Origin of the sequence: Pseudomonas sp. S11P7 (assembly GCF_023195435.1) — a bacterium.
GTDB classification, from domain to species: Bacteria; Pseudomonadota; Gammaproteobacteria; order Pseudomonadales; family Pseudomonadaceae; genus Aquipseudomonas; species Aquipseudomonas fluorescens_G.
The window spans coordinates 731,943-749,145 of the sequence record NZ_JALPKS020000002.1 but is presented as its reverse complement, the minus strand read 5'-3'; the positions used below and the strand labels follow the sequence as shown (position 1 = coordinate 749,145).

General features: G+C 59.7%; 18 protein-coding genes. 5 read left to right on the top strand and 13 right to left on the bottom strand.

The annotated features are described in order from the left end of the window. Positions 1-11: 11 nt before the first annotated feature. The 6 genes from ruvC to M0746_RS03410 all read right to left on the bottom strand — a co-directional run bounded on the left by ruvC (position 12) and on the right by M0746_RS03410 (position 4,772). Positions 12-539 carry a crossover junction endodeoxyribonuclease RuvC gene (ruvC, locus tag M0746_RS03435; protein ID WP_208940039.1) on the bottom strand — a complete coding sequence of 176 codons (528 nt, stop codon included), beginning with the start codon at positions 537-539 and terminating at the stop codon, positions 12-14. Between the two features lie 140 nt (positions 540-679). After that, the gene (locus M0746_RS03430; protein ID WP_034153419.1) at positions 680-1,426 is read right to left on the bottom strand and encodes a YebC/PmpR family DNA-binding transcriptional regulator; all 747 of its coding nucleotides are present in this window, start codon (positions 1,424-1,426) and stop codon (positions 680-682) included. Between the two features lie 127 nt (positions 1,427-1,553). Beyond that, complete coding sequence (aspS, locus tag M0746_RS03425) at positions 1,554-3,329, bottom strand: aspartate--tRNA ligase (protein ID WP_090285617.1); 1,776 nt, start codon at positions 3,327-3,329, stop codon at positions 1,554-1,556. 97 nt (positions 3,330-3,426) lie between these two features. Beyond that, the gene (locus tag M0746_RS03420; protein WP_258448205.1) at positions 3,427-3,648 is read right to left on the bottom strand and encodes an FmdB family zinc ribbon protein; all 222 of its coding nucleotides are present in this window, start codon (positions 3,646-3,648) and stop codon (positions 3,427-3,429) included. 131 nt (positions 3,649-3,779) lie between these two features. Beyond that, positions 3,780-4,118 (bottom strand): ribbon-helix-helix domain-containing protein, encoded by a 339-nt coding sequence (locus M0746_RS03415; protein ID WP_258448204.1) that lies wholly within the window; start codon positions 4,116-4,118, stop codon positions 3,780-3,782. 183 nt (positions 4,119-4,301) lie between these two features. Further along, on the bottom strand, positions 4,302-4,772 hold the full coding sequence (locus M0746_RS03410) for a Dps family protein (RefSeq protein ID WP_007951212.1): 471 nt from the start codon (positions 4,770-4,772) through the stop codon (positions 4,302-4,304). 314 nt (positions 4,773-5,086) lie between these two features. Between M0746_RS03410 and M0746_RS29005 the strand changes: the two genes are divergently transcribed. Beyond that, the gene (locus M0746_RS29005) at positions 5,087-5,689 is read left to right on the top strand and encodes a cold-shock protein (protein WP_274705867.1); all 603 of its coding nucleotides are present in this window, start codon (positions 5,087-5,089) and stop codon (positions 5,687-5,689) included. Between the two features lie 61 nt (positions 5,690-5,750). Here the strand turns inward: M0746_RS29005 and M0746_RS03400 are convergent, their stop codons facing one another. After that, the gene (locus tag M0746_RS03400) at positions 5,751-5,957 is read right to left on the bottom strand and encodes a SlyX family protein (protein ID WP_258448203.1); all 207 of its coding nucleotides are present in this window, start codon (positions 5,955-5,957) and stop codon (positions 5,751-5,753) included. 3 nt (positions 5,958-5,960) lie between these two features. Continuing rightward, a complete protein-coding gene (locus M0746_RS03395) occupies positions 5,961-6,386 on the bottom strand; it encodes an HIT family protein (protein WP_258448202.1) in 426 nt (141 codons plus the stop codon). Between the two features lie 892 nt (positions 6,387-7,278). On the opposite strand from M0746_RS03395, the gene M0746_RS03390 reads away from it, so the two are divergent. Beyond that, the gene (locus tag M0746_RS03390; protein ID WP_208940034.1) at positions 7,279-8,616 is read left to right on the top strand and encodes an OprD family porin; all 1,338 of its coding nucleotides are present in this window, start codon (positions 7,279-7,281) and stop codon (positions 8,614-8,616) included. A 196-nt stretch (positions 8,617-8,812) separates the two neighbouring features. On the opposite strand, the gene M0746_RS03385 is transcribed toward M0746_RS03390, so the two are convergent. Both M0746_RS03385 and M0746_RS03380 read right to left on the bottom strand, forming a co-directional pair. After that, positions 8,813-9,664, bottom strand: coding sequence for a mechanosensitive ion channel family protein (locus M0746_RS03385; RefSeq protein WP_258448201.1), 852 nt, complete (start codon positions 9,662-9,664; stop codon positions 8,813-8,815). A 149-nt stretch (positions 9,665-9,813) separates the two neighbouring features. Next, positions 9,814-10,299: a YajQ family cyclic di-GMP-binding protein gene (locus M0746_RS03380; protein ID WP_090285634.1), complete on the bottom strand. Its 486-nt coding sequence runs from the start codon at positions 10,297-10,299 to the stop codon at positions 9,814-9,816. 140 nt (positions 10,300-10,439) lie between these two features. Here M0746_RS03380 and M0746_RS03375 point away from each other — a divergent pair, with 140 nt between their 5' ends. The 3 genes from M0746_RS03375 to M0746_RS03365 are packed head-to-tail and all read left to right on the top strand — an operon-like array spanning position 10,440 to position 14,027. Beyond that, the gene (locus tag M0746_RS03375) at positions 10,440-11,357 is read left to right on the top strand and encodes a putative 2-dehydropantoate 2-reductase (RefSeq protein ID WP_258448200.1); all 918 of its coding nucleotides are present in this window, start codon (positions 10,440-10,442) and stop codon (positions 11,355-11,357) included. A gap of 45 nt (positions 11,358-11,402) precedes the next feature. Continuing rightward, on the top strand, positions 11,403-13,439 hold the full coding sequence (locus M0746_RS03370; RefSeq protein ID WP_258448199.1) for a sensor histidine kinase: 2,037 nt from the start codon (positions 11,403-11,405) through the stop codon (positions 13,437-13,439). A gap of 3 nt (positions 13,440-13,442) precedes the next feature. After that, positions 13,443-14,027 (top strand): cob(I)yrinic acid a,c-diamide adenosyltransferase, encoded by a 585-nt coding sequence (locus tag M0746_RS03365; RefSeq protein ID WP_208940030.1) that lies wholly within the window; start codon positions 13,443-13,445, stop codon positions 14,025-14,027. 111 nt (positions 14,028-14,138) lie between these two features. On the opposite strand, the gene M0746_RS03360 is transcribed toward M0746_RS03365, so the two are convergent. The 3 genes from M0746_RS03360 to argJ all read right to left on the bottom strand — a co-directional run bounded on the left by M0746_RS03360 (position 14,139) and on the right by argJ (position 17,113). Further along, positions 14,139-15,086 (bottom strand): Nudix family hydrolase, encoded by a 948-nt coding sequence (locus tag M0746_RS03360; protein ID WP_258448198.1) that lies wholly within the window; start codon positions 15,084-15,086, stop codon positions 14,139-14,141. Beyond that, on the bottom strand, positions 15,083-15,715 hold the full coding sequence (locus tag M0746_RS03355; RefSeq protein ID WP_208940028.1) for a glutathione S-transferase family protein: 633 nt from the start codon (positions 15,713-15,715) through the stop codon (positions 15,083-15,085). Before M0746_RS03355 ends, M0746_RS03360 begins: the two co-directional genes overlap by 4 nt. A 180-nt stretch (positions 15,716-15,895) precedes the next feature. Further along, positions 15,896-17,113: a bifunctional glutamate N-acetyltransferase/amino-acid acetyltransferase ArgJ gene (gene argJ / locus M0746_RS03350; protein WP_208940027.1), complete on the bottom strand. Its 1,218-nt coding sequence runs from the start codon at positions 17,111-17,113 to the stop codon at positions 15,896-15,898. Between the last annotated feature and the right edge of the window lie 90 nt (positions 17,114-17,203).

The window sequence follows — 17,203 nt, the reverse complement described above, 5'->3', positions numbered from 1 at the left end:
TGCTGATGCTATCAGAGACGCAGGCGCCCGCCACGACTGCGTGCGGTCCCCAGGCCGTGCGGTAGCAGGCTGGAACGCGTGTGCGCATGGCAAATAGCGATCGCGAGGGCATCGGAAGCGTCGATCTGCGGCTTGCTGGTCAGCTTGAGCATGTGCATCACCATCATCTGCACTTGTTCTTTATTGGCGGCACCGGTGCCCACTACGGCCTGCTTGACCTGAGTGGCGGTGTATTCGGCAATCTCCAGGCACTCTTCGGCGCCCGCAACGATAGCCGCGCCACGGGCCTGCCCTAGCTTGAGCGCCGAGTCGGCATTTTTCGCCATGAAGACCTTTTCGATGCCCATGGTGACCGGACCGTAAGTCTGGATGATTTCGCGCACGCCGCGATAAACAATTTGCAAACGCTCGTGCAACTCGCCCGCACCGGTACGGATGCAGCCAGACGCCACATAAACACAGCCGCCCCGCCCGGTATCGCGAACGATCCCGTAACCGGTGATGCGCGAGCCGGGGTCAATACCAAGAATTAAAGTCATAGCGCCTGCTGGTTCGAAATAACACAAAAACAAATGTGGGAGCTGGCTTGCCAGCGATGACGGAGTGTCAGGCGCCATCAATGCTGATGCGCCGACGCCATCGCTGGCAAGCCAGCTCCCACATTGAATCGTAGTCGCTCTTAACCGAGCTGAGCAGCGACGTCTTCCGGAATATCTGCGTTGGAATAGACGTTCTGCACGTCATCCAGGTCTTCAAGCATGTCGATCAGCTTGAGCACCTTCTCCGCACCTTCCAGATCCAGCTCGGCGCTGGTGGTCGGCTGCATGACGATTTCCGCGTCATCGCCCTTGAACCCGGCGGCTTCCAGCGCATTACGCACCGCGTAGAAGCTGGTGAACGAGGTGAACACGTCGATTGAGCCGTCCTCATGCGTGACGACGTCATCGGCATCGGCTTCCAGCGCCGCTTCGGTCAGCGCGTCCTCATCGACGCCCGGCGCGAAGCTGATCTGGCCCTTGCGCTCGAACAGGTACGCCACCGAACCGTCGGTGCCGAGATTGCCGCCACACTTGCTGAACGCGTGACGCACAGCCGCAGCGGTACGATTGCGGTTGTCGGTCATGCATTCGACCATCACCGCCACGCCGCCCGGGCCGTAACCTTCGTAGGTCAGCTCTTCAACGTTGTCCGCCTCGGTCGCACCGGCGCCGCGCGCGACGGCGCGGTCAATGATGTCGCGGCTCATGTTGGCGCTCAGCGCCTTGTCCAGGGCCAGACGCAGACGCGGGTTGGAGCCCGGATCACCGCCGCCCTGACGGGCCGCAACGGTCAACTCGCGGATCCACTTGGTGAAGATCTTGCCTCTCTTGGCATCCTGACGTTCTTTGCGGTGCTTGATGTTCGCCCACTTGGAATGACCTGCCATAACTCGCTCCGAATTCTCTTTGAAACGTTGCCCGCCCTGCGTGTGCAGCGGCCAGCAAACACAAAAATCTCGACCTGCTCTTATAGAAAGAAAAAGGCGCATCCGAAGATGCGCCTTCAGGCCCGTCTTACTCAGCCTTTGGCGTTTCGCGCAAACGAATGTGCAGCTCGCGCAAGGCCTTGGCATCCACCACGCCCGGAGCCTGCGTCATCACGTCGGCAGCACTCTGGGTTTTCGGGAAGGCGATCACTTCGCGGATCGACTGGGCGCCGGTCATCAGCATTACCAGACGGTCCAGACCGAAGGCCAGACCACCGTGTGGCGGTGCACCGTATTTCAGCGCGTCGAGCAGGAAGCCGAACTTCTCTTCCTGCTCCGCTTCGTTGATGCCCAGCAGACGGAACACCGCTTGCTGCATTTCCTTGCGGTGGATACGGATCGAACCGCCACCCAGCTCGGTGCCGTTGAGCACCATGTCGTAGGCACGCGACAGGGCACCGGCCGGGTTGGCCTCGAGCTCTTGCGGGGTGCACTTCGGTGCGGTGAACGGGTGGTGCAGCGCCGAGAAGCTGCCGTCGTCGTTTTCTTCGAACATCGGGAAGTCGACGACCCACATTGGCGCCCACTCGCAGGTCAGCAGCTTGAGGTCGTGACCGAGCTTGATGCGCAGCGCGCCCAAGGCTTCGCTGACGATCTTGGCCTTGTCGGCGCCGAAGAACACGATGTCGCCATCGACAGCGCCGACGCGATCGAGGATCACGTTCAGCTTGTCTTCCGGGATGTTCTTGACGATCGGCGATTGCAGACCGTCAACACCGGCTGCGCGCTCGTTGACCTTGATGTAGGCCAGGCCCTTGGCGCCGTAGATGCCGACGAACTTGGTGTAGTCGTCGATCTGCTTGCGCGGCATGCTCGCCCCGCCTGGAACGCGCAGTGCGGCAATGCGGCACTTCGGATCGTTGGCCGGACCGCTGAATACCTTGAATTCGACTTCCTTGAGCTGGTCGGCAACGTCCACCAGCTCCAGCGGAATACGCAGGTCCGGCTTGTCGGAACCGTAGCGGCGCATGGCTTCTTCGAAAGTCATGTGCGGGAATTCGCCGAATTCCAGATCCAGCACTTCCTTGAACAGGTTGCGGATCATTTGTTCGGTCAGGCCCATGATCTCTTTTTCATCGAGGAAGCTGGTCTCGATGTCGATCTGGGTGAATTCCGGCTGGCGGTCGGCGCGCAGGTCTTCGTCGCGGAAGCACTTGGCGATCTGGTAGTAACGGTCGAAACCGGCCACCATCAGCAGCTGCTTGAACAGCTGCGGCGATTGCGGCAGGGCGAAGAACGAACCGGCGTGGGTGCGGCTCGGCACCAGATAGTCACGCGCACCTTCAGGGGTGGCACGGGTCAGGATCGGTGTTTCGACGTCAAGGAAGCCGTTTTCGTCGAGGAAGCGACGGATGCTGGTGGTCATGCGCGAACGCAGACGCAGCTTCTCGGCCATTTCCGGACGACGCAGGTCGAGGAAGCGATAGCGCAGACGGGTTTCTTCGCCGACGTCGGAGAACTCGTTGAGCGGGAACGGCGGGGTTTCCGACTCGTTCAGCACTTCCAGTTCGTAACCCAGCACTTCGATCATGCCCGAAGCCATGTTGGCGTTGGTTGCACCGGCCGGACGCAGGCGCACCTTGCCGGTGATCTTCACCACGTATTCGCTGCGCACGCGATCGGCGGCAGCGAAGCTCTCGGCGCGATCCGGATCGAAGACCACCTGGGCCAGACCGTCACGATCACGGATATCGAGGAAAATCACCCCGCCGTGGTCGCGGCGACGGTGAACCCATCCGCAAAGGGTAATTTCCTGACCTTCCAGGCTTTCGTTCAGTTGGCCGCAATAGTGGCTGCGCATCATGATAATGGTTCGCTTCTCGTCATTCGATATTCGGTGGAGATTCCGTTGCCCAAGCAATGCGGAAACTCACGCGTGTCGTTCGTTCAGGGCTTGAACCCTAGTCAGCTTTGTCGCCACCGGCCAGATTCTTCTTGGCTCCGGTCTTGAAATCGGTCTCGTACCAACCGTTGCCGCTGAGGCGAAAACCCGGCATGGACAGCTGTTTCTTCAGTTCAGGTGCCTGGCAGGCAGGGCAGGCGACCAACGGTGCATCGCTGATCTTCTGAATGGCTTCCAACTGATGACCACAGGAAGCACATTGGTAATCGTACATCGGCATGGAGGTGTCTCGGCGATCAGATTGCTGCCGCGCGCAGGGCTTTGCGGCGAAAGAGCGGGATTATATCGATTAAATGCGGCCTGTGCAGCCGCTAAGCTGCACAGGCCGCGACCTCATTTGCAAGCGCCGTATCAGAGCGAATCGGACCGCGCCACCTGACCGATTCCGTTCATCACACACACGACCCGCACCAGCGCGCTGAAATTCTTCACCCCGCCGTGCCGCAGATGCACTTCACGATCGACGTGAGACAACAGCGAGCTGATCGAACAGCAGTTGTCCGCCGCCATCGAGCCGAGGATGTTCCAGTAAACCTGCTCCAGACGCAGGCAGGTTGCATAACCGTTCAGGCGCACGGACCGCGACAACGGCCTGATCAGCGCCATGTCGAATCCGCTGACGAACGGATCGACCCTCAAATCATGTGGCGCGCCGACCCTGCGGTCGCCGCGCCTGTCTCCTTCTACCATATCGCTGACACTCCTTTGTCATCTCTGCTTGCTTGAAAGGGTCACATCCTGTGGCTTTCATAAAAGCGCAGACACAAAGTTATAGCCAGACGACTTGTTGACCGTCACCGTAGGATAAGCCAACGATACAAGTAAGATTTTGCACGGACGCAGGCCTCGGGTTGCAAGGCCTGCGTACTGCCATCAGGCCTCGAGCAGTGCGCGCAACATCCACGCGGTTTTCTCGTGCACCTGCATGCGCTGGGTCAGCAGGTCGGCCGTCGGCTCATCGCTGACCTTGTCGAGCAGCGGGAAAATCCCGCGCGCCGTGCGAGTCACCGCTTCCTGGCCTTCAACCAACTGCTTGATCATGTCTTCGGCGCTCGGCACGCCCTCTTCTTCCTTGATGGACGACAGACGTGCATACGTGGCATAGGCACCCGGTGCTGGAAAGCCCAGGGCGCGGATGCGCTCGGCGATCGAGTCCACCGCCAGCGCCAGTTCGTTGTACTGCTCTTCAAACATGAGATGCAGGGTACGGAACATCGGGCCGGTGACGTTCCAGTGGAAATTATGGGTTTTCAGATACAGCACGTAGGTGTCCGACAGCAGACGCGACAGTCCTTCGACGATGGACTTGCGGTCTTCTTCACTGATACCGATATCGATTGCCATGTTGACCTCCTGAGGGTGATTGATTTCATCCAGAAGCTGCAGGCCCACTCTAGCAAGGCTGCCGCCACCTCGCAGCCCTGATCAAACGCTTGCCCTGCGACAAAACGACCGACGCACTGCCACTGGCCGGGCTGATTTGAGTCGTCGCAGGCTTTGCTGTTAAATAGGCGATGTGTCGCCATGCCCCGTTTTTCGGGGTGTTCGCGCATAGGCTGATGCCGTGAACGTGTCCACCGCCTCTTTATTTTGTTCCGAAGCGAACCGTTCGCCTTCAGCTCTTCCTTGTGAGCCGTCATAAACGTGAGCCAATCAAAATGTTGAAAATCGTCCACCTGCTGATGGGCGCAGCAGCTTTGCTGCTGTCGTTCATACCCAGCTTGAAATCCGAAGCCGTTCCCTACCTGCAACAACCCGATGCACTTTACCTGGCCTTTTTCGGCCTGCTGAACCTGATCCTTGCCCCCGTGATCCCTTACTGGAACAAAGGCCCGCGTCAGCATCTGCAAAACCTGGTCAGCGCTCTTCTGGCATTGACCGTCGTCCTGCAAACCTTGACCCTGATCGCGCCGATGCCGGTCATTGCCGGCCAGCCAGCGGTGCTGTTCAGTCTGGTGATCGCCCTGGTTGCGGTGGTCGTGCACCTGTCGGTGAGCTTCTATCGTTCTTCACCGGCCGCCGCGCCGACCAGCTATGACATGACCAACCGCGATACCGGTACCGTCAAGTGGTTCAACACCTCCAAAGGCTTCGGCTTTATCTCGCGCGATTCCGGCGATGATATTTTCGTGCATTTCCGCGCGATCCGTGGCGAAGGTCACCGCGTTCTGGTCGAAGGCCAGCGCGTGGAGTTTTCGGTGATGAACCGCGACAAGGGCCTGCAAGCCGAGGACGTCATCGCCGCGCTGCCGCGCCGCTGACCCAAAGCAAAAAACCGCGAACAGCCTGGCTGCTCGCGGTTTTTTTTATGCCTGCATGAAATCAATAATGCGGCGGCGGTGCGTCTTCCTCGAAAGAGCCGAACTGCCCGACCATTTCCTCCTGGCGCTTTAGCAGTGCCGCCATCTGCAGTTGCAGGCGCTCGACCATGCGCTGCTGTTCCACCAGCACGTCATTCAACGCCTGAATCGTATCGTCCTGAAAAGCCAACCGGCTCTCCAGATCGGTAACGCGTTGTTCCAGATCCATGACTCAGCCCTCCACAAACGTGAAATCGTCGGTCAGCACCAGGCGCAGACGCTCGCGGATGGCGGCCACTTGCTCAGCACTGTAGGCCTGGGCCGGGTGTTTGCCCCAGACCGGGGCCGGCCAGGCGGCATCAGTGCGTTTGCGCACAATGACATGCATGTGCAACTGGCTGACGACGTTGCCCAGGGTGGCGACGTTCAGTTTGTCGGCATCGAACGAATCCTTGAGCAGCTCGGCCAGCGTGGTGGTTTCCTGCCAGAGCTGCTGCTGGTCGGCGACATCCAACTGAAACAACTCGCTGATATCTTCGCGACGCGGCACCAGGATGAACCACGGGTATTGGCTGTCATTGGACAGCAGCAAGCGGCAGAGCGGGAAGTCACCGATGACCAGGGTGTCCTGTTGAAGTCGTGAATCCAAAGCAAACACTGCGCATTCTCCTGGGCTGATCCTGATGGTTGAGCCTGGCGCTCCACCGGTGGACGGCGCGCCAGACAACAGATGCGCAGCATACCTGCGAATGCGTCGATCTTCACGATCACTGCGCCTGCTTGCCGCTGCGGCGCCCCGACATGTCACATTTGCTCGGCGTACGCACCAGCATGGATCCTGAAGCAGTTGCCGGATAACGCGAATACCCGAACATCCCCGCGCATCCGCAAGCCGTGCCGATTCCGCTTGCAAGCGTTTGAGCCCATGAGTGATTTTTTTGCACCAAAACCGCTCACTACGTCTACGCTCAGTGCGTCGGACATCCGCCGAATACTCAGCAACGGGGTGAACCGGTAACGTTTTTTGTTGTCTTGCGCGCGCCATGGCTTGGCAACACCATGGCATGCATGGCGTCAAGACACTTTGAAAAAGGGCCTGGCGCCCCGTATTTACAAGGCTTTTATGGACACAGACGCGTACCCCGAAAAATAACCGCAACGAAACTGCGGTTTGTGCACGCTTGTTGCATTCGTACCCATATGGACTATAAGCGCACCACCGGAAGTGAACGCTTAAAGCCAAGAAAAACCGTGGCATGGCTGCCCGACTGGAGATTCAAGTGTTTTGCCAAGGACTCTTTTTTAGCGATGCAAACGACTGCAAAACAGCAGAAAAAGTTGTCGGTCCGATTGCATCGAAACTGTGAATTTGCGACATCTACCAAGCCGATTGCGACAGCGTCGTAAAGAAGCCGAAAGGTTGTATTCGCAAGTATCGCCAACAATGTCGGCGTGATATAAGTTTGCGCCGACACAAAAAAAAGAGCCGCCCAGATAATAAAACAGGTGGGACGGCAGTACTCTTCTAAAAACCAAAGGAGCAAATCACGATGCGCGTGATGAAGTGGAGCATGATCGCCCTGGCTGTTGCAGCAGGCACCTCGCAGTTCGCAGTGGCGTCCTCTCAGGACGAAGCCAAAGGTTTTCTGGAAGATCAGAGCCTGAAGCTGAAGACTCGTTTCGAGTACATGAACCGTGACTACAAGAACGGCGCAGGTAACGTTTCCAACGGTGACGGCACTTTCAAAAGTGGCTATCGCCAGGATAGCGGTATCAGCCAACTGCTGACTTACGAATCGGGCTTCACTCAAGGCACCGTAGGCTTCGGTCTCGACGCCATGGCCATGGGTTCGGCCAAACTGGACGGCGGCTCGGGTCGTCGCGGCAACGGTCTGTTCGCCAATGACAGCGACGGCAACCCTGAAAAATCCCAGGGCAAGATCGGCGGCGCGGTCAAATTCCGTGTATCCGACACCGTTCTGAAATACGGCCAGCAATTCGTTGCCAGCCCGGTTTTCGCCACTGACGACAGCCGTCTGTTGCCAGAAGTCGCTACCGGTACCCTGATCACTTCCAAAGAGATCAAAGGTCTGGAACTGAGCGCAGGTCGCTTCACTGCTCTGAGCAAGCAAACCGGCATGGGTCGTGACAGCATCGGCGGTCTGCCGGACGAAGATGGCAACGGCGGCAAAGGCCTGACCAGCATCAACATCTTCGGTGCCAGCTACTCCTTCACCGACAACTTCACCGGTGCCCTGGCTGCTTCCGACGCTGACGATTACTTCAAGAAGTACTACGTCAACCTCAACTACACCTTGCCAATCAACGACGAACAGTCGCTGAACTTCGACTTCAACGGCTACCACACCAAAGGCGACAGCCGCGGTGATCTGGTTGACGCGATTGGCGACGGCACCACTGGCGTGGACAACAATCTGTGGTCCCTGGCTGCTGCGTACAGCATCGGTGCTCACAAATTCACCCTCGCTCACCAGCGCTCCAGCGGCGACAACGCTTACTACTACGGCGTTGACGGCAACAGCACCATCTTCGTTGCCAACTCCATTCAGATCTCCGACTTCGTGGGCCGCGACGAGCGCTCCTGGCAAGCTCGCTACGACCTGAACATGAAGACTTACGGCGTACCTGGCCTGAGCTTCATGACCCGTTACGTGATGGGTGACCACATCACCACCAACGGGCTGGGCGAAGGCAAGGAAAACGAGTGGAACGCCGAATCCAAATACGTGATTCAGGAAGGTCCGGCCAAGGACCTGTCGTTCCGCCTGCGTTATGCCATGTACCGTTCCAACGGCGCATACAGCGGCTACTCGTCTGACAACAACGACACCCGTCTGATCGTTGAGTACCCACTGAACATCCTCTAATCCGGATGCACAGTTGACGTACTGTAGAGCGCTGCTCTAACAAAAAACCGCTCACCTGATTCAGGTGAGCGGTTTTTTTATGGCTCTGCCTGAACAATTCAAGTCAGAACATTAGGAAACTATCTATTAGCTAGCAAACTTTAATGATCATAAAAAACCCCAGGAAGTTTCCTGGGGTTGATGCAGTACTGAAGTATCAACTTGCAGACTTAACGCCGGGTTCCTGAACTACGCGAATAACCCGCTGAGGAAACGGAATATCGATACCGGCGTTTTTCAAACGATCTCGCGACTGTTCATTGAACATGAACATTACATCCCAGTAATCGGCGGTTTTAACCCAAACTCGCAGGGAAACCGTGATCGAACTGTCGCCGAGTGTCGAGATCACCGCTTGTGGCTCAGGGTCCTGCAGCACGCGCTCATCCTTGGCCAGATCCAGCAGCACCTGACGGGCCTTTTGCAGATCGGCTTCGTAATCGACACCCACATCGAAAACAACCTTGCGGGTCGGTTGACGGTTGGTGTTGGTGATGATGCCGTTGGACAGATTGCCGTTAGGCAGGATGATGGTCTTGTTGTCGCCGGTACGCAGCACCGTGTGGAAAATCTGGATGCTGTCGACGGTGCCTGCCACGCCTTGGGCTTCAATCCAGTCGCCGATACGGAACGGCCGGAACAGCAGAATCAGCACGCCACCGGCGAAGTTCGCCAGGCTGCCCTGCAATGCCAGACCGATGGCCAGACCGGCGGCACCAATGGCGGCTACGAACGAGGTGGTTTCGACGCCGATCATCGACGCGACGCTGACGATCAGCAGCACCTTGAGAATGATGTTCGCCAGGCTGCTGATAAAGCCTTGCAGCGCCAAGTCAGCATTGCGCAGGGCCAGCAGGCCGCCGAGCTTTTGCGTGACCTTGTTGATCAGCCACCAGCCGATGGCCAGAGTAATCACCGCCAGCAGTACGCGACTGCCGTATTCCATGATCATCGGAATCCACGCCTGGGACGCCTTGACCAGGTTGTCCACCTCAGCATTCAAATCCATGTTCTTTCTCCTGATTTCCGGCTTCCCGGGTGTACACAAAATAATGTGGGAGCGAGCCTGCTCGCGAAAGCGGTGTGTCAGTCAACTTTTCGCTGAATGAAACACCGCATTCGCGAGCAGGCTCGCTCCCACAAGCCATCCGACAGAGCTTAGTCGCGGAAGTTGTTGAACTGCAGCGGCATGCCGAATTCCTTGGCGCGCAGCGCCGCGATGGCTTCCTGCAGGTCGTCGCGCTTCTTGCCGGTCACGCGCACTTGCTCGCCCTGGATGGCGGCCTGCACTTTCAATTTGGCTTCCTTGATGTGGCCGACAATCTTCTTCGCCAATTCCTTGTCGATGCCTTCCTTGAGCACGGCGTCCTGCTTCATCAGCTTGCCCGAGGCGTAAGCGTCCTTGACCTCAAGGCACTGCACGTCGATCTTGCGCTTGACCAGCGCCAGCTTGAGGATTTCGATCATTGCTTCGAGCTGGAATTCGGCCTCGGCGGTCAGGCTGACGGTCAGGTCCTTTTCCTTGAACTCGAAGCTGCCTTTGCCTTTCAGGTCATAACGACGGTCGAGTTCCTTCACGGCGTTCTCGACCGCGTTGGTGAGCTCGTGTTTGTCCAGTTCGGATACCACGTCGAACGACGGCATGTAATCTCTCCAATAAAAAGGCGCGCTCGATGGTGATGGAGCGCGCTTGGCTTGCGGTTAAAATCGGGCTCATTATAACGGGTCTTTTCCCACCGATACGGCGCGCCGCACATGCCTGCAAGCAATCGAGCAAAAAACTGATGTCGACTCCCTGGCATGTACTGGGCGCCGGCAGTCTCGGCACTCTATGGGCGACCCGCCTGGCCCGCGCGGGCCTGCCGGTGCGGTTGATCGTGCGCGACCAAACGCGTTTGCGCAGCTACACGGCTGCCGGTGGACTGACCCTGGTAGAAAACGGACAAGCCAGCACCCATGCAGTTCCCGCTGAAACCGCGGATAACCCCGCGCCGATCCGCCGCCTGCTGGTGGCGTGCAAGGCCTATGACGCCGAGAACGCCGTCGCCCGTATCGCCCCGCGACTGGCGGCCGATGCCGAGCTGATCCTGCTGCAGAACGGTCTCGGCAGTCAGGATGCCGTCGCCGCCCAGGTCCCGCATGCGCGGTGTATCAGCGCTTCCAGCACCGAAGGTGCGTTTCGCGATGGCGACTGGCGCGTGGTGTTTGCCGGACACGGTTTTACCTGGCTCGGCGATGCTGCAAACCCATTGGCGCCGATCTGGCTGGACGATCTGCAAACGGCGAACATTCCCCATGAATGGACCGCTGACATCCTCACCCGCCTGTGGCGCAAACTGGCGCTCAACTGTGCGATCAACCCGCTGACGGTGTTGCACGACTGCCGTAACGGCGGATTGACCGAGCATCACTGTGAAGTCGCCACCCTGTGTGGCGAGCTGGCCGAATTGCTTGAACGTTGTGGCCAACCGGCAGCGGCGGACAACCTGCAAGCGGAAGTCGAGCGAGTGATTCAGGCCACCGCGGCCAATTATTCCTCGATGTATCAGGACGTCGCCAACCAGCGCCGCACCGAAATCAGTTACCTGTTGGGCCACGCCTGCAAAGTTGCTGAACGTCACCGGGTAAACCTGCCGCACCTGCAGCAACTGCAACAGCGCCTGATCGCCCGTCTTTGCAGCCTCGGATTGCCCAGCGACTGAGCAGCGGCTACGCTGGCGACTTGTTCCTTTGTTGCGATAAACCTGATGCCATTGCGCCAGCGCCTCGAAAACCTGCCGGTCGGCCAGAAACTGTTGGCCGCCCTGCTGGTGTTGTTGACCACGGTTCTGCTGGTCGCCAACCTGACCTTCATCAGCGCCGCCTATTACATCTCCCAGGAAAGCATGGCGCCGCAGGCCTTGCAGACCATCGGCCGGCTGATCTCCAACCCGAGCCTGGTCAGCGAAGCCCTGCAATCACCGCAAAGTGCCGAGCGCCTGCTCAAGGAGCTCGACAGTTATTCACCGCTGCGCGCCGCCGCCCTCTATGACGGTAAGGGGCAGCGTCTGGCGCAAGTACAGCGCGGCGACAAGCTCAGCCTGCCGGAGCATTACCGCCACGTCGAGGCGTGGCAACTGACCGAATTTCGCAGCAACCAACTGATCACCCTGCCCCGTCCCGGCACCTCGCCGGGCCATCTGTTGCTGGTCGCCAGCAGCGAATTGCCGATGGCGTTCTACACCGGCACGTTGACCGCAAGCCTTGGCATCCTGATCTTCAGCGTGCTGCTGTGGCTGGTGATTGCCCGGCAGATCAAACGCCTGATCACCCGGCCGATCCATCAGCTTGAGGAGCTGTCGCGCCAGGTCACCCGCGAAGAGAACTACGCCCTGCGGGCCGCGCGCGGCAACCACGATGAAATCGGCAGTCTGGCCGAGGCGTTCAACACCATGCTGTCGCGCATCGAAGCGCGTGAGCAGCAGCTCAAGCGTGCCCGCGATGATTCGCAAGCGGCTTACGATCAGGCCCAGGGGCTGGCCGAAGAAACCCGCCACACCAACCGCAAACTGGAACTGGAAGTCCAGGTGCGCAGCAAGATCGAGAAGAAGCTCACCGGCTTCCAGAACTACCTCAACAGCATCATCGACTCGATGCCCTCAGCGCTCATCGCCCTCGACGAGCAGCTCTACGTCACCCAATGGAACCAAGAAGCCAGCGCCCTCTCCGGCACGCGTCTGGACGAAGCACTGAACCAGCCGATCTTCCTTGCCTTCGAACCGCTCAAGCCGTTTCTGCCGCAACTCAAGCAGACCGTCGAGCAGCACACCGTGGCAAAAATCGAGCGGGTCACCTGGTTCAAGGACGACGAGCCGAAGCACTACGCGCTGACCTTTTATCCGCTGATGGGCGGTGCCGGGCGCGGGGTGGTGATTCGCATCGACGACATCACCCAGCGCCTGTCGCTGGAAGAAATGATGGTCCAGTCGGAAAAAATGCTGTCGGTCGGTGGCCTGGCTGCCGGCATGGCCCATGAAATCAACAACCCGCTGGGCGCGATCCTGCACAACGTGCAGAACATTCGTCGGCGCCTGTCCACCGATCTGCCAAAAAATCTGGAAACCGCCGAGCAACTGGGCATCGACCTGGACACCGTCAACCGCTACCTGCAAGGCCGCGAAGTGCCGCAACTGCTCGACGGTATTCAACAGGCCGGTGCGCGGGCGGCGAAAATCGTCACGCACATGCTCAGTTTCAGCCGCCGCAGTACCCGGCAGATGGCGCCATGTGATCTACCGGCCCTGATCGATCAAGCCGTGGAAATCGCCGGCAACGACTTCGATCTGGCCATCGGTTTCGACTTCAAGGGCCAGGCGATCATCCGTCAATTCGACCCGGCGCTCGGCCCGGTGCCGGGCACCGCCAACGAGCTCGAGCAGGTGCTGCTCAATCTGTTGAAAAACGCCGCGCAGGCGATCCACCAGCGCGAGGACGACAGCGAGCCGGGGCGGATCATTCTGCGTACCAGACTCAATCCGCCCTGGGCCGAGATTCAAGTCGAAGACAACGGTATCGGCATGAGCGAAAGCGTGCGCAAACGCACCTTCGAGCCGTTCTTCACCACCAAGGAAATCGGCCAGGGCACCGGACTGGGCTTGTCAGTCTCATACTTCATCATTACCAACAATCACAAAGGGCAGATGGAAGTGCAGTCCGCGCCGGGCCAGGGCACCTGCTTTACCTTGCGCCTGCCGCTGAGCCAGCCAACGCCCATCGCCGCCGAAAACCATCAACTACCGAGGTAACCCATGGGCTTTCGCCTGTCGAAAATCTACACCCGCACCGGCGACACCGGCGAAACCGGCCTGGGCGACGGCCGTCGCGTGCCCAAGGATCACCCACGGATCGAGGCGATCGGCGAAGTCGATACGCTGAACAGTCAGGTCGGCGTGCTGCTGGCCGGATTGATCGCCGAGCGTGAAAGCTGCCCGGGGCTGAATGAGCTGATCGAGGTGTTGGCGCCTTGTCAGCATCGCCTGTTCGATTTGGGCGGCGAACTGGCGATGCCGGAATATCAGGCGTTGAACGCAGCGGAAATCGAACGGCTGGAAGCAGCGATCGACGTGTGGAATGAAGAGTTGGGGCCGTTGGAGAATTTCATTCTGCCGGGCGGCTCAATGCTGATCGCCCAAGCGCATGTGTGCCGCAGCCTGGCGCGCAGTGCCGAGCGACGCTGCCAGCATCTGAATGCGCTGGAACCGCTGGCCGGAGTTGGCCTGGCGTATATCAATCGGTTGTCGGATTTGCTGTTTGTTGCGGCAAGGTTGATTGCGCGGCGGCAAGGGGTGGCGGAGATTTTGTGGCAGGCGGCCCAAAAGCCAACAGAAATGTAGCGCCTGTTTAGCCGCCATCGCTGGCAAGCCAGCTCCCACAGGTTCAACAACATTTGTGAACGACACAAAACCCTGTGGGAGCTGGCTTGCCAGCGATGAGGCCAGCAGCCTTTACAGAGATTCAGGCCAGAACGCGCGAATCCCCGCGACACCCTGCGCCCCGATGCTCCAGGCCTTGTCCCGCTCCGCCGGCCCTACCCCACCGAGCAAAAACACCGGTTTGCTGAAACCTTCGATAAGCGTCCCAGCCTGCTCCCAACCCAACGGCTGCGCATCCGGATGGGTCAGCGTCGGCTGTACCGGCGACAGGGTGACGAAATCCACGCCCATCTGCTCGGCCAGCGCCAGTTCTTCAGCGTTGTGACACGACGCCGCCAGCCAGCGCTCCGCCGGCAACGGCCGCCCCGCCGCCGCGTATTTACGCAACTGCGCCGATGTGATGTGCCAACCGGCCGATGGGAAATCGCCGAGCCATTCGAACGGTCCCTTGATCATCAACTGCGCCTTGCCGGCACACAGCCCGACCGCATCGACGGCCAGATCGCGGTATTTGGGGTCATAGCCATTCGGCGCGCGCAGCTGGATCAACTTGATGCCGCTAGCAATTGCTTTCTGGATCCCGCGAAGCAGCGCCGGGGTTTCCAGATCTTCCGGAGTGATCAGGTATTCGGCTGGCAAACGCGCCGCGGCAACGATCGGCTGGTTGGCCGCCGGGACTTCATAATTCACCAGCTCCTTCGACGTCACCCAGGCCAACGGCTGGCCTTCGGCGCCATGCGGTTCGCCACTGAATGCCGAGACTTCCCAGACATCCAGCAACACTTGTTTGTCCGGATAATCGTGGCGCACCTTGATCAGCGGCCGGGCGGCGCCAACGACGATGCCCAGTTCTTCGTTTAATTCCCGCGCCAGCGCGCTTTCTACTGACTCGTCGGCCTCGACCTTACCGCCGGGAAACTCCCACAGACCACCCTGATGCTGAGTGTCGGCACGGCGCGCGATGAGGATTTTGCCGCTGGCGTCACGAATGACCGCAGCGGCGACATGAACGCGTTTCACGGCTTCAATTCCTCCAGCCCGGCCTTTTGCCACGCTTTGAATGCAGGCCATTGGTAGACGGTTTCAACATAGGCTTCGTCGGCGGCCGGCAGTTGCACTTGATAGGTACGCAGGCGTACGGCAATCGGTGCGAAGAAGGCATCGGCCAGACTGACCCGGCCGAACAGGTAGGGCCCTTCTTCGGTCGCTGCTGCACGACATTCCGCCCACAAGGCGAGCATGCGCTCGATGTCGACCTTCACTTCTGGCGGCACCGGATTGAGCGGCGCGTCGTGATTGAGGTTGAACGGCATGTGATTGCGCATGGCGAAGAAGCCGCTGTGCATTTGCGCGCAGGCGGAGCGGGCTTGGGCGCGGGCGAACACATCACTCGGCCAGAGCTGCTCGGAGGGGAATTGTTCAGCGAGGTATTCGGCGATCGCCAGCGAGTCGGCGATGGTGCCGCGGGTGGTTTTGAGCAGTGGCACCTTGGCGGTCGGCGAATGCTTGAGCAGCAGCTCGCGGGTATCGGGCTTGCCGAGCTTGATCAGTTCTTCGCTGTAAGGTGCGCCGGTCAGCTCCAGCGCCAGGGCGGCGCGCAGGGACCAGGAGGACAGCAGTTTGTCGCCGATGATCAGGTGCAGGGACATGGTGGTGGCGCCTTTTCGTCAGGGAAACAATCCAGAATGTCTGGCGTCTGGTCGTCCGTCATCGCGGGCAAGCCCGCTCCCACAGGTTTTGGTGGTGTACACGGCATTTGTGAACGACCGCAATCACTTGGGAGCGGGCTTGCCCGCGAAGAGGCCGGCAGCCCACTCCCACACTTTGAATCACGTACGGTACTCAGCGTTGATCTTCACATACTCGTGCGACAGGTCGGTGGTCCAGATGGTTTCGCTGCAATCGCCGCGACCCAGCTCGATGCGGATAGTGATCTCTTCCTGCTGCATCACTGCCGAGCCTTGCGCTTCAGTGTAGGTTGCCGCGCGGGCGCCGCGGCTGGCGATGCACACCTCGCCAAGGAACACGTCAATCTTGCTCACGTCCAGGTCCGGCACACCGGCACGGCCAACGGCGGCGAGAATGCGACCCCAGTTCGGGTCGGAAGCGAACAGCGCGGTCTTGATCAGCGGCGAGTGGGCCACGGTGTAGCCGACGTCCAGGCATTCCTGGTGATTGCCGCCACCGTTGACTTCCACGGTGACAAACTTGGTCGCGCCTTCGCCGTCCCGCACGATGGCCTGGGCCACATCCATGCACACTTCGAACACCGCTTGTTTCAACTTGCCGAACAGCTCGCCTTCGGCGCGAGTGATCTCCGGCAGTGCAGCCTTGCCGGTAGCGATCAGCATGCAGCAGTCATTGGTCGAGGTGTCGCCGTCGATGGTGATGCGGTTGAACGACTTGTTGGCGCCGTCGAGCATCAGGTTGTGCAGCACATCGCGCGAGACTTTGGCGTCCGTGGCGATGTAGCCGAGCATGGTCGCCATGTTCGGGCGGATCATGCCCGCGCCTTTGCTGATGCCAGTCACGGTGATGGTCACGCCGTCATGCTCGAACTGGCGGCTGGCGCCCTTCGGCAGGGTGTCGGTGGTCATGATCCCGGTGGCGGCGGCTTCCCAGTTGTTTTCCGACAGATCGTCCAGCGCCGCCTGCAGTGCGCCTTCGATCTTCTCGACTGGCAGCGGCTCACCGATCACGCCGGTGGAGTACGGCAGGATCTGACTGGCATCGACGCCGGTCAGCTCGGCCAGTTTCGCGGTGGTGCGCTCGGCAGCCGCCAGCCCCGGTTCGCCGGTGCCGGCATTGGCGTTACCGGTGTTGGTCAACAGGTAGCGCACGGCGTTGTTTACGCGTTTTTTTGCCAGAATCACCGGCGCTGCACAGAAAGCGTTCAAGGTGAACACGCCCGCCACGGTCGAGCCTTCGGCACAGCGCATTACTACAACATCCTTGCGCCCGGGGCGCTTGATGCCGGCCGAGGCGATACCGAGTTCAAAACCGGCAACCGGGTGCAACGTTGGCAACGGACCAAGACCAACAGCCATGAATGCGCTCCTTACTCAATGATGTCAGCACCGCCACTGGCAGCGACGGTGGTGTGAATGGCAAAACGCCGCGACGGCAGAAGCCGGTCG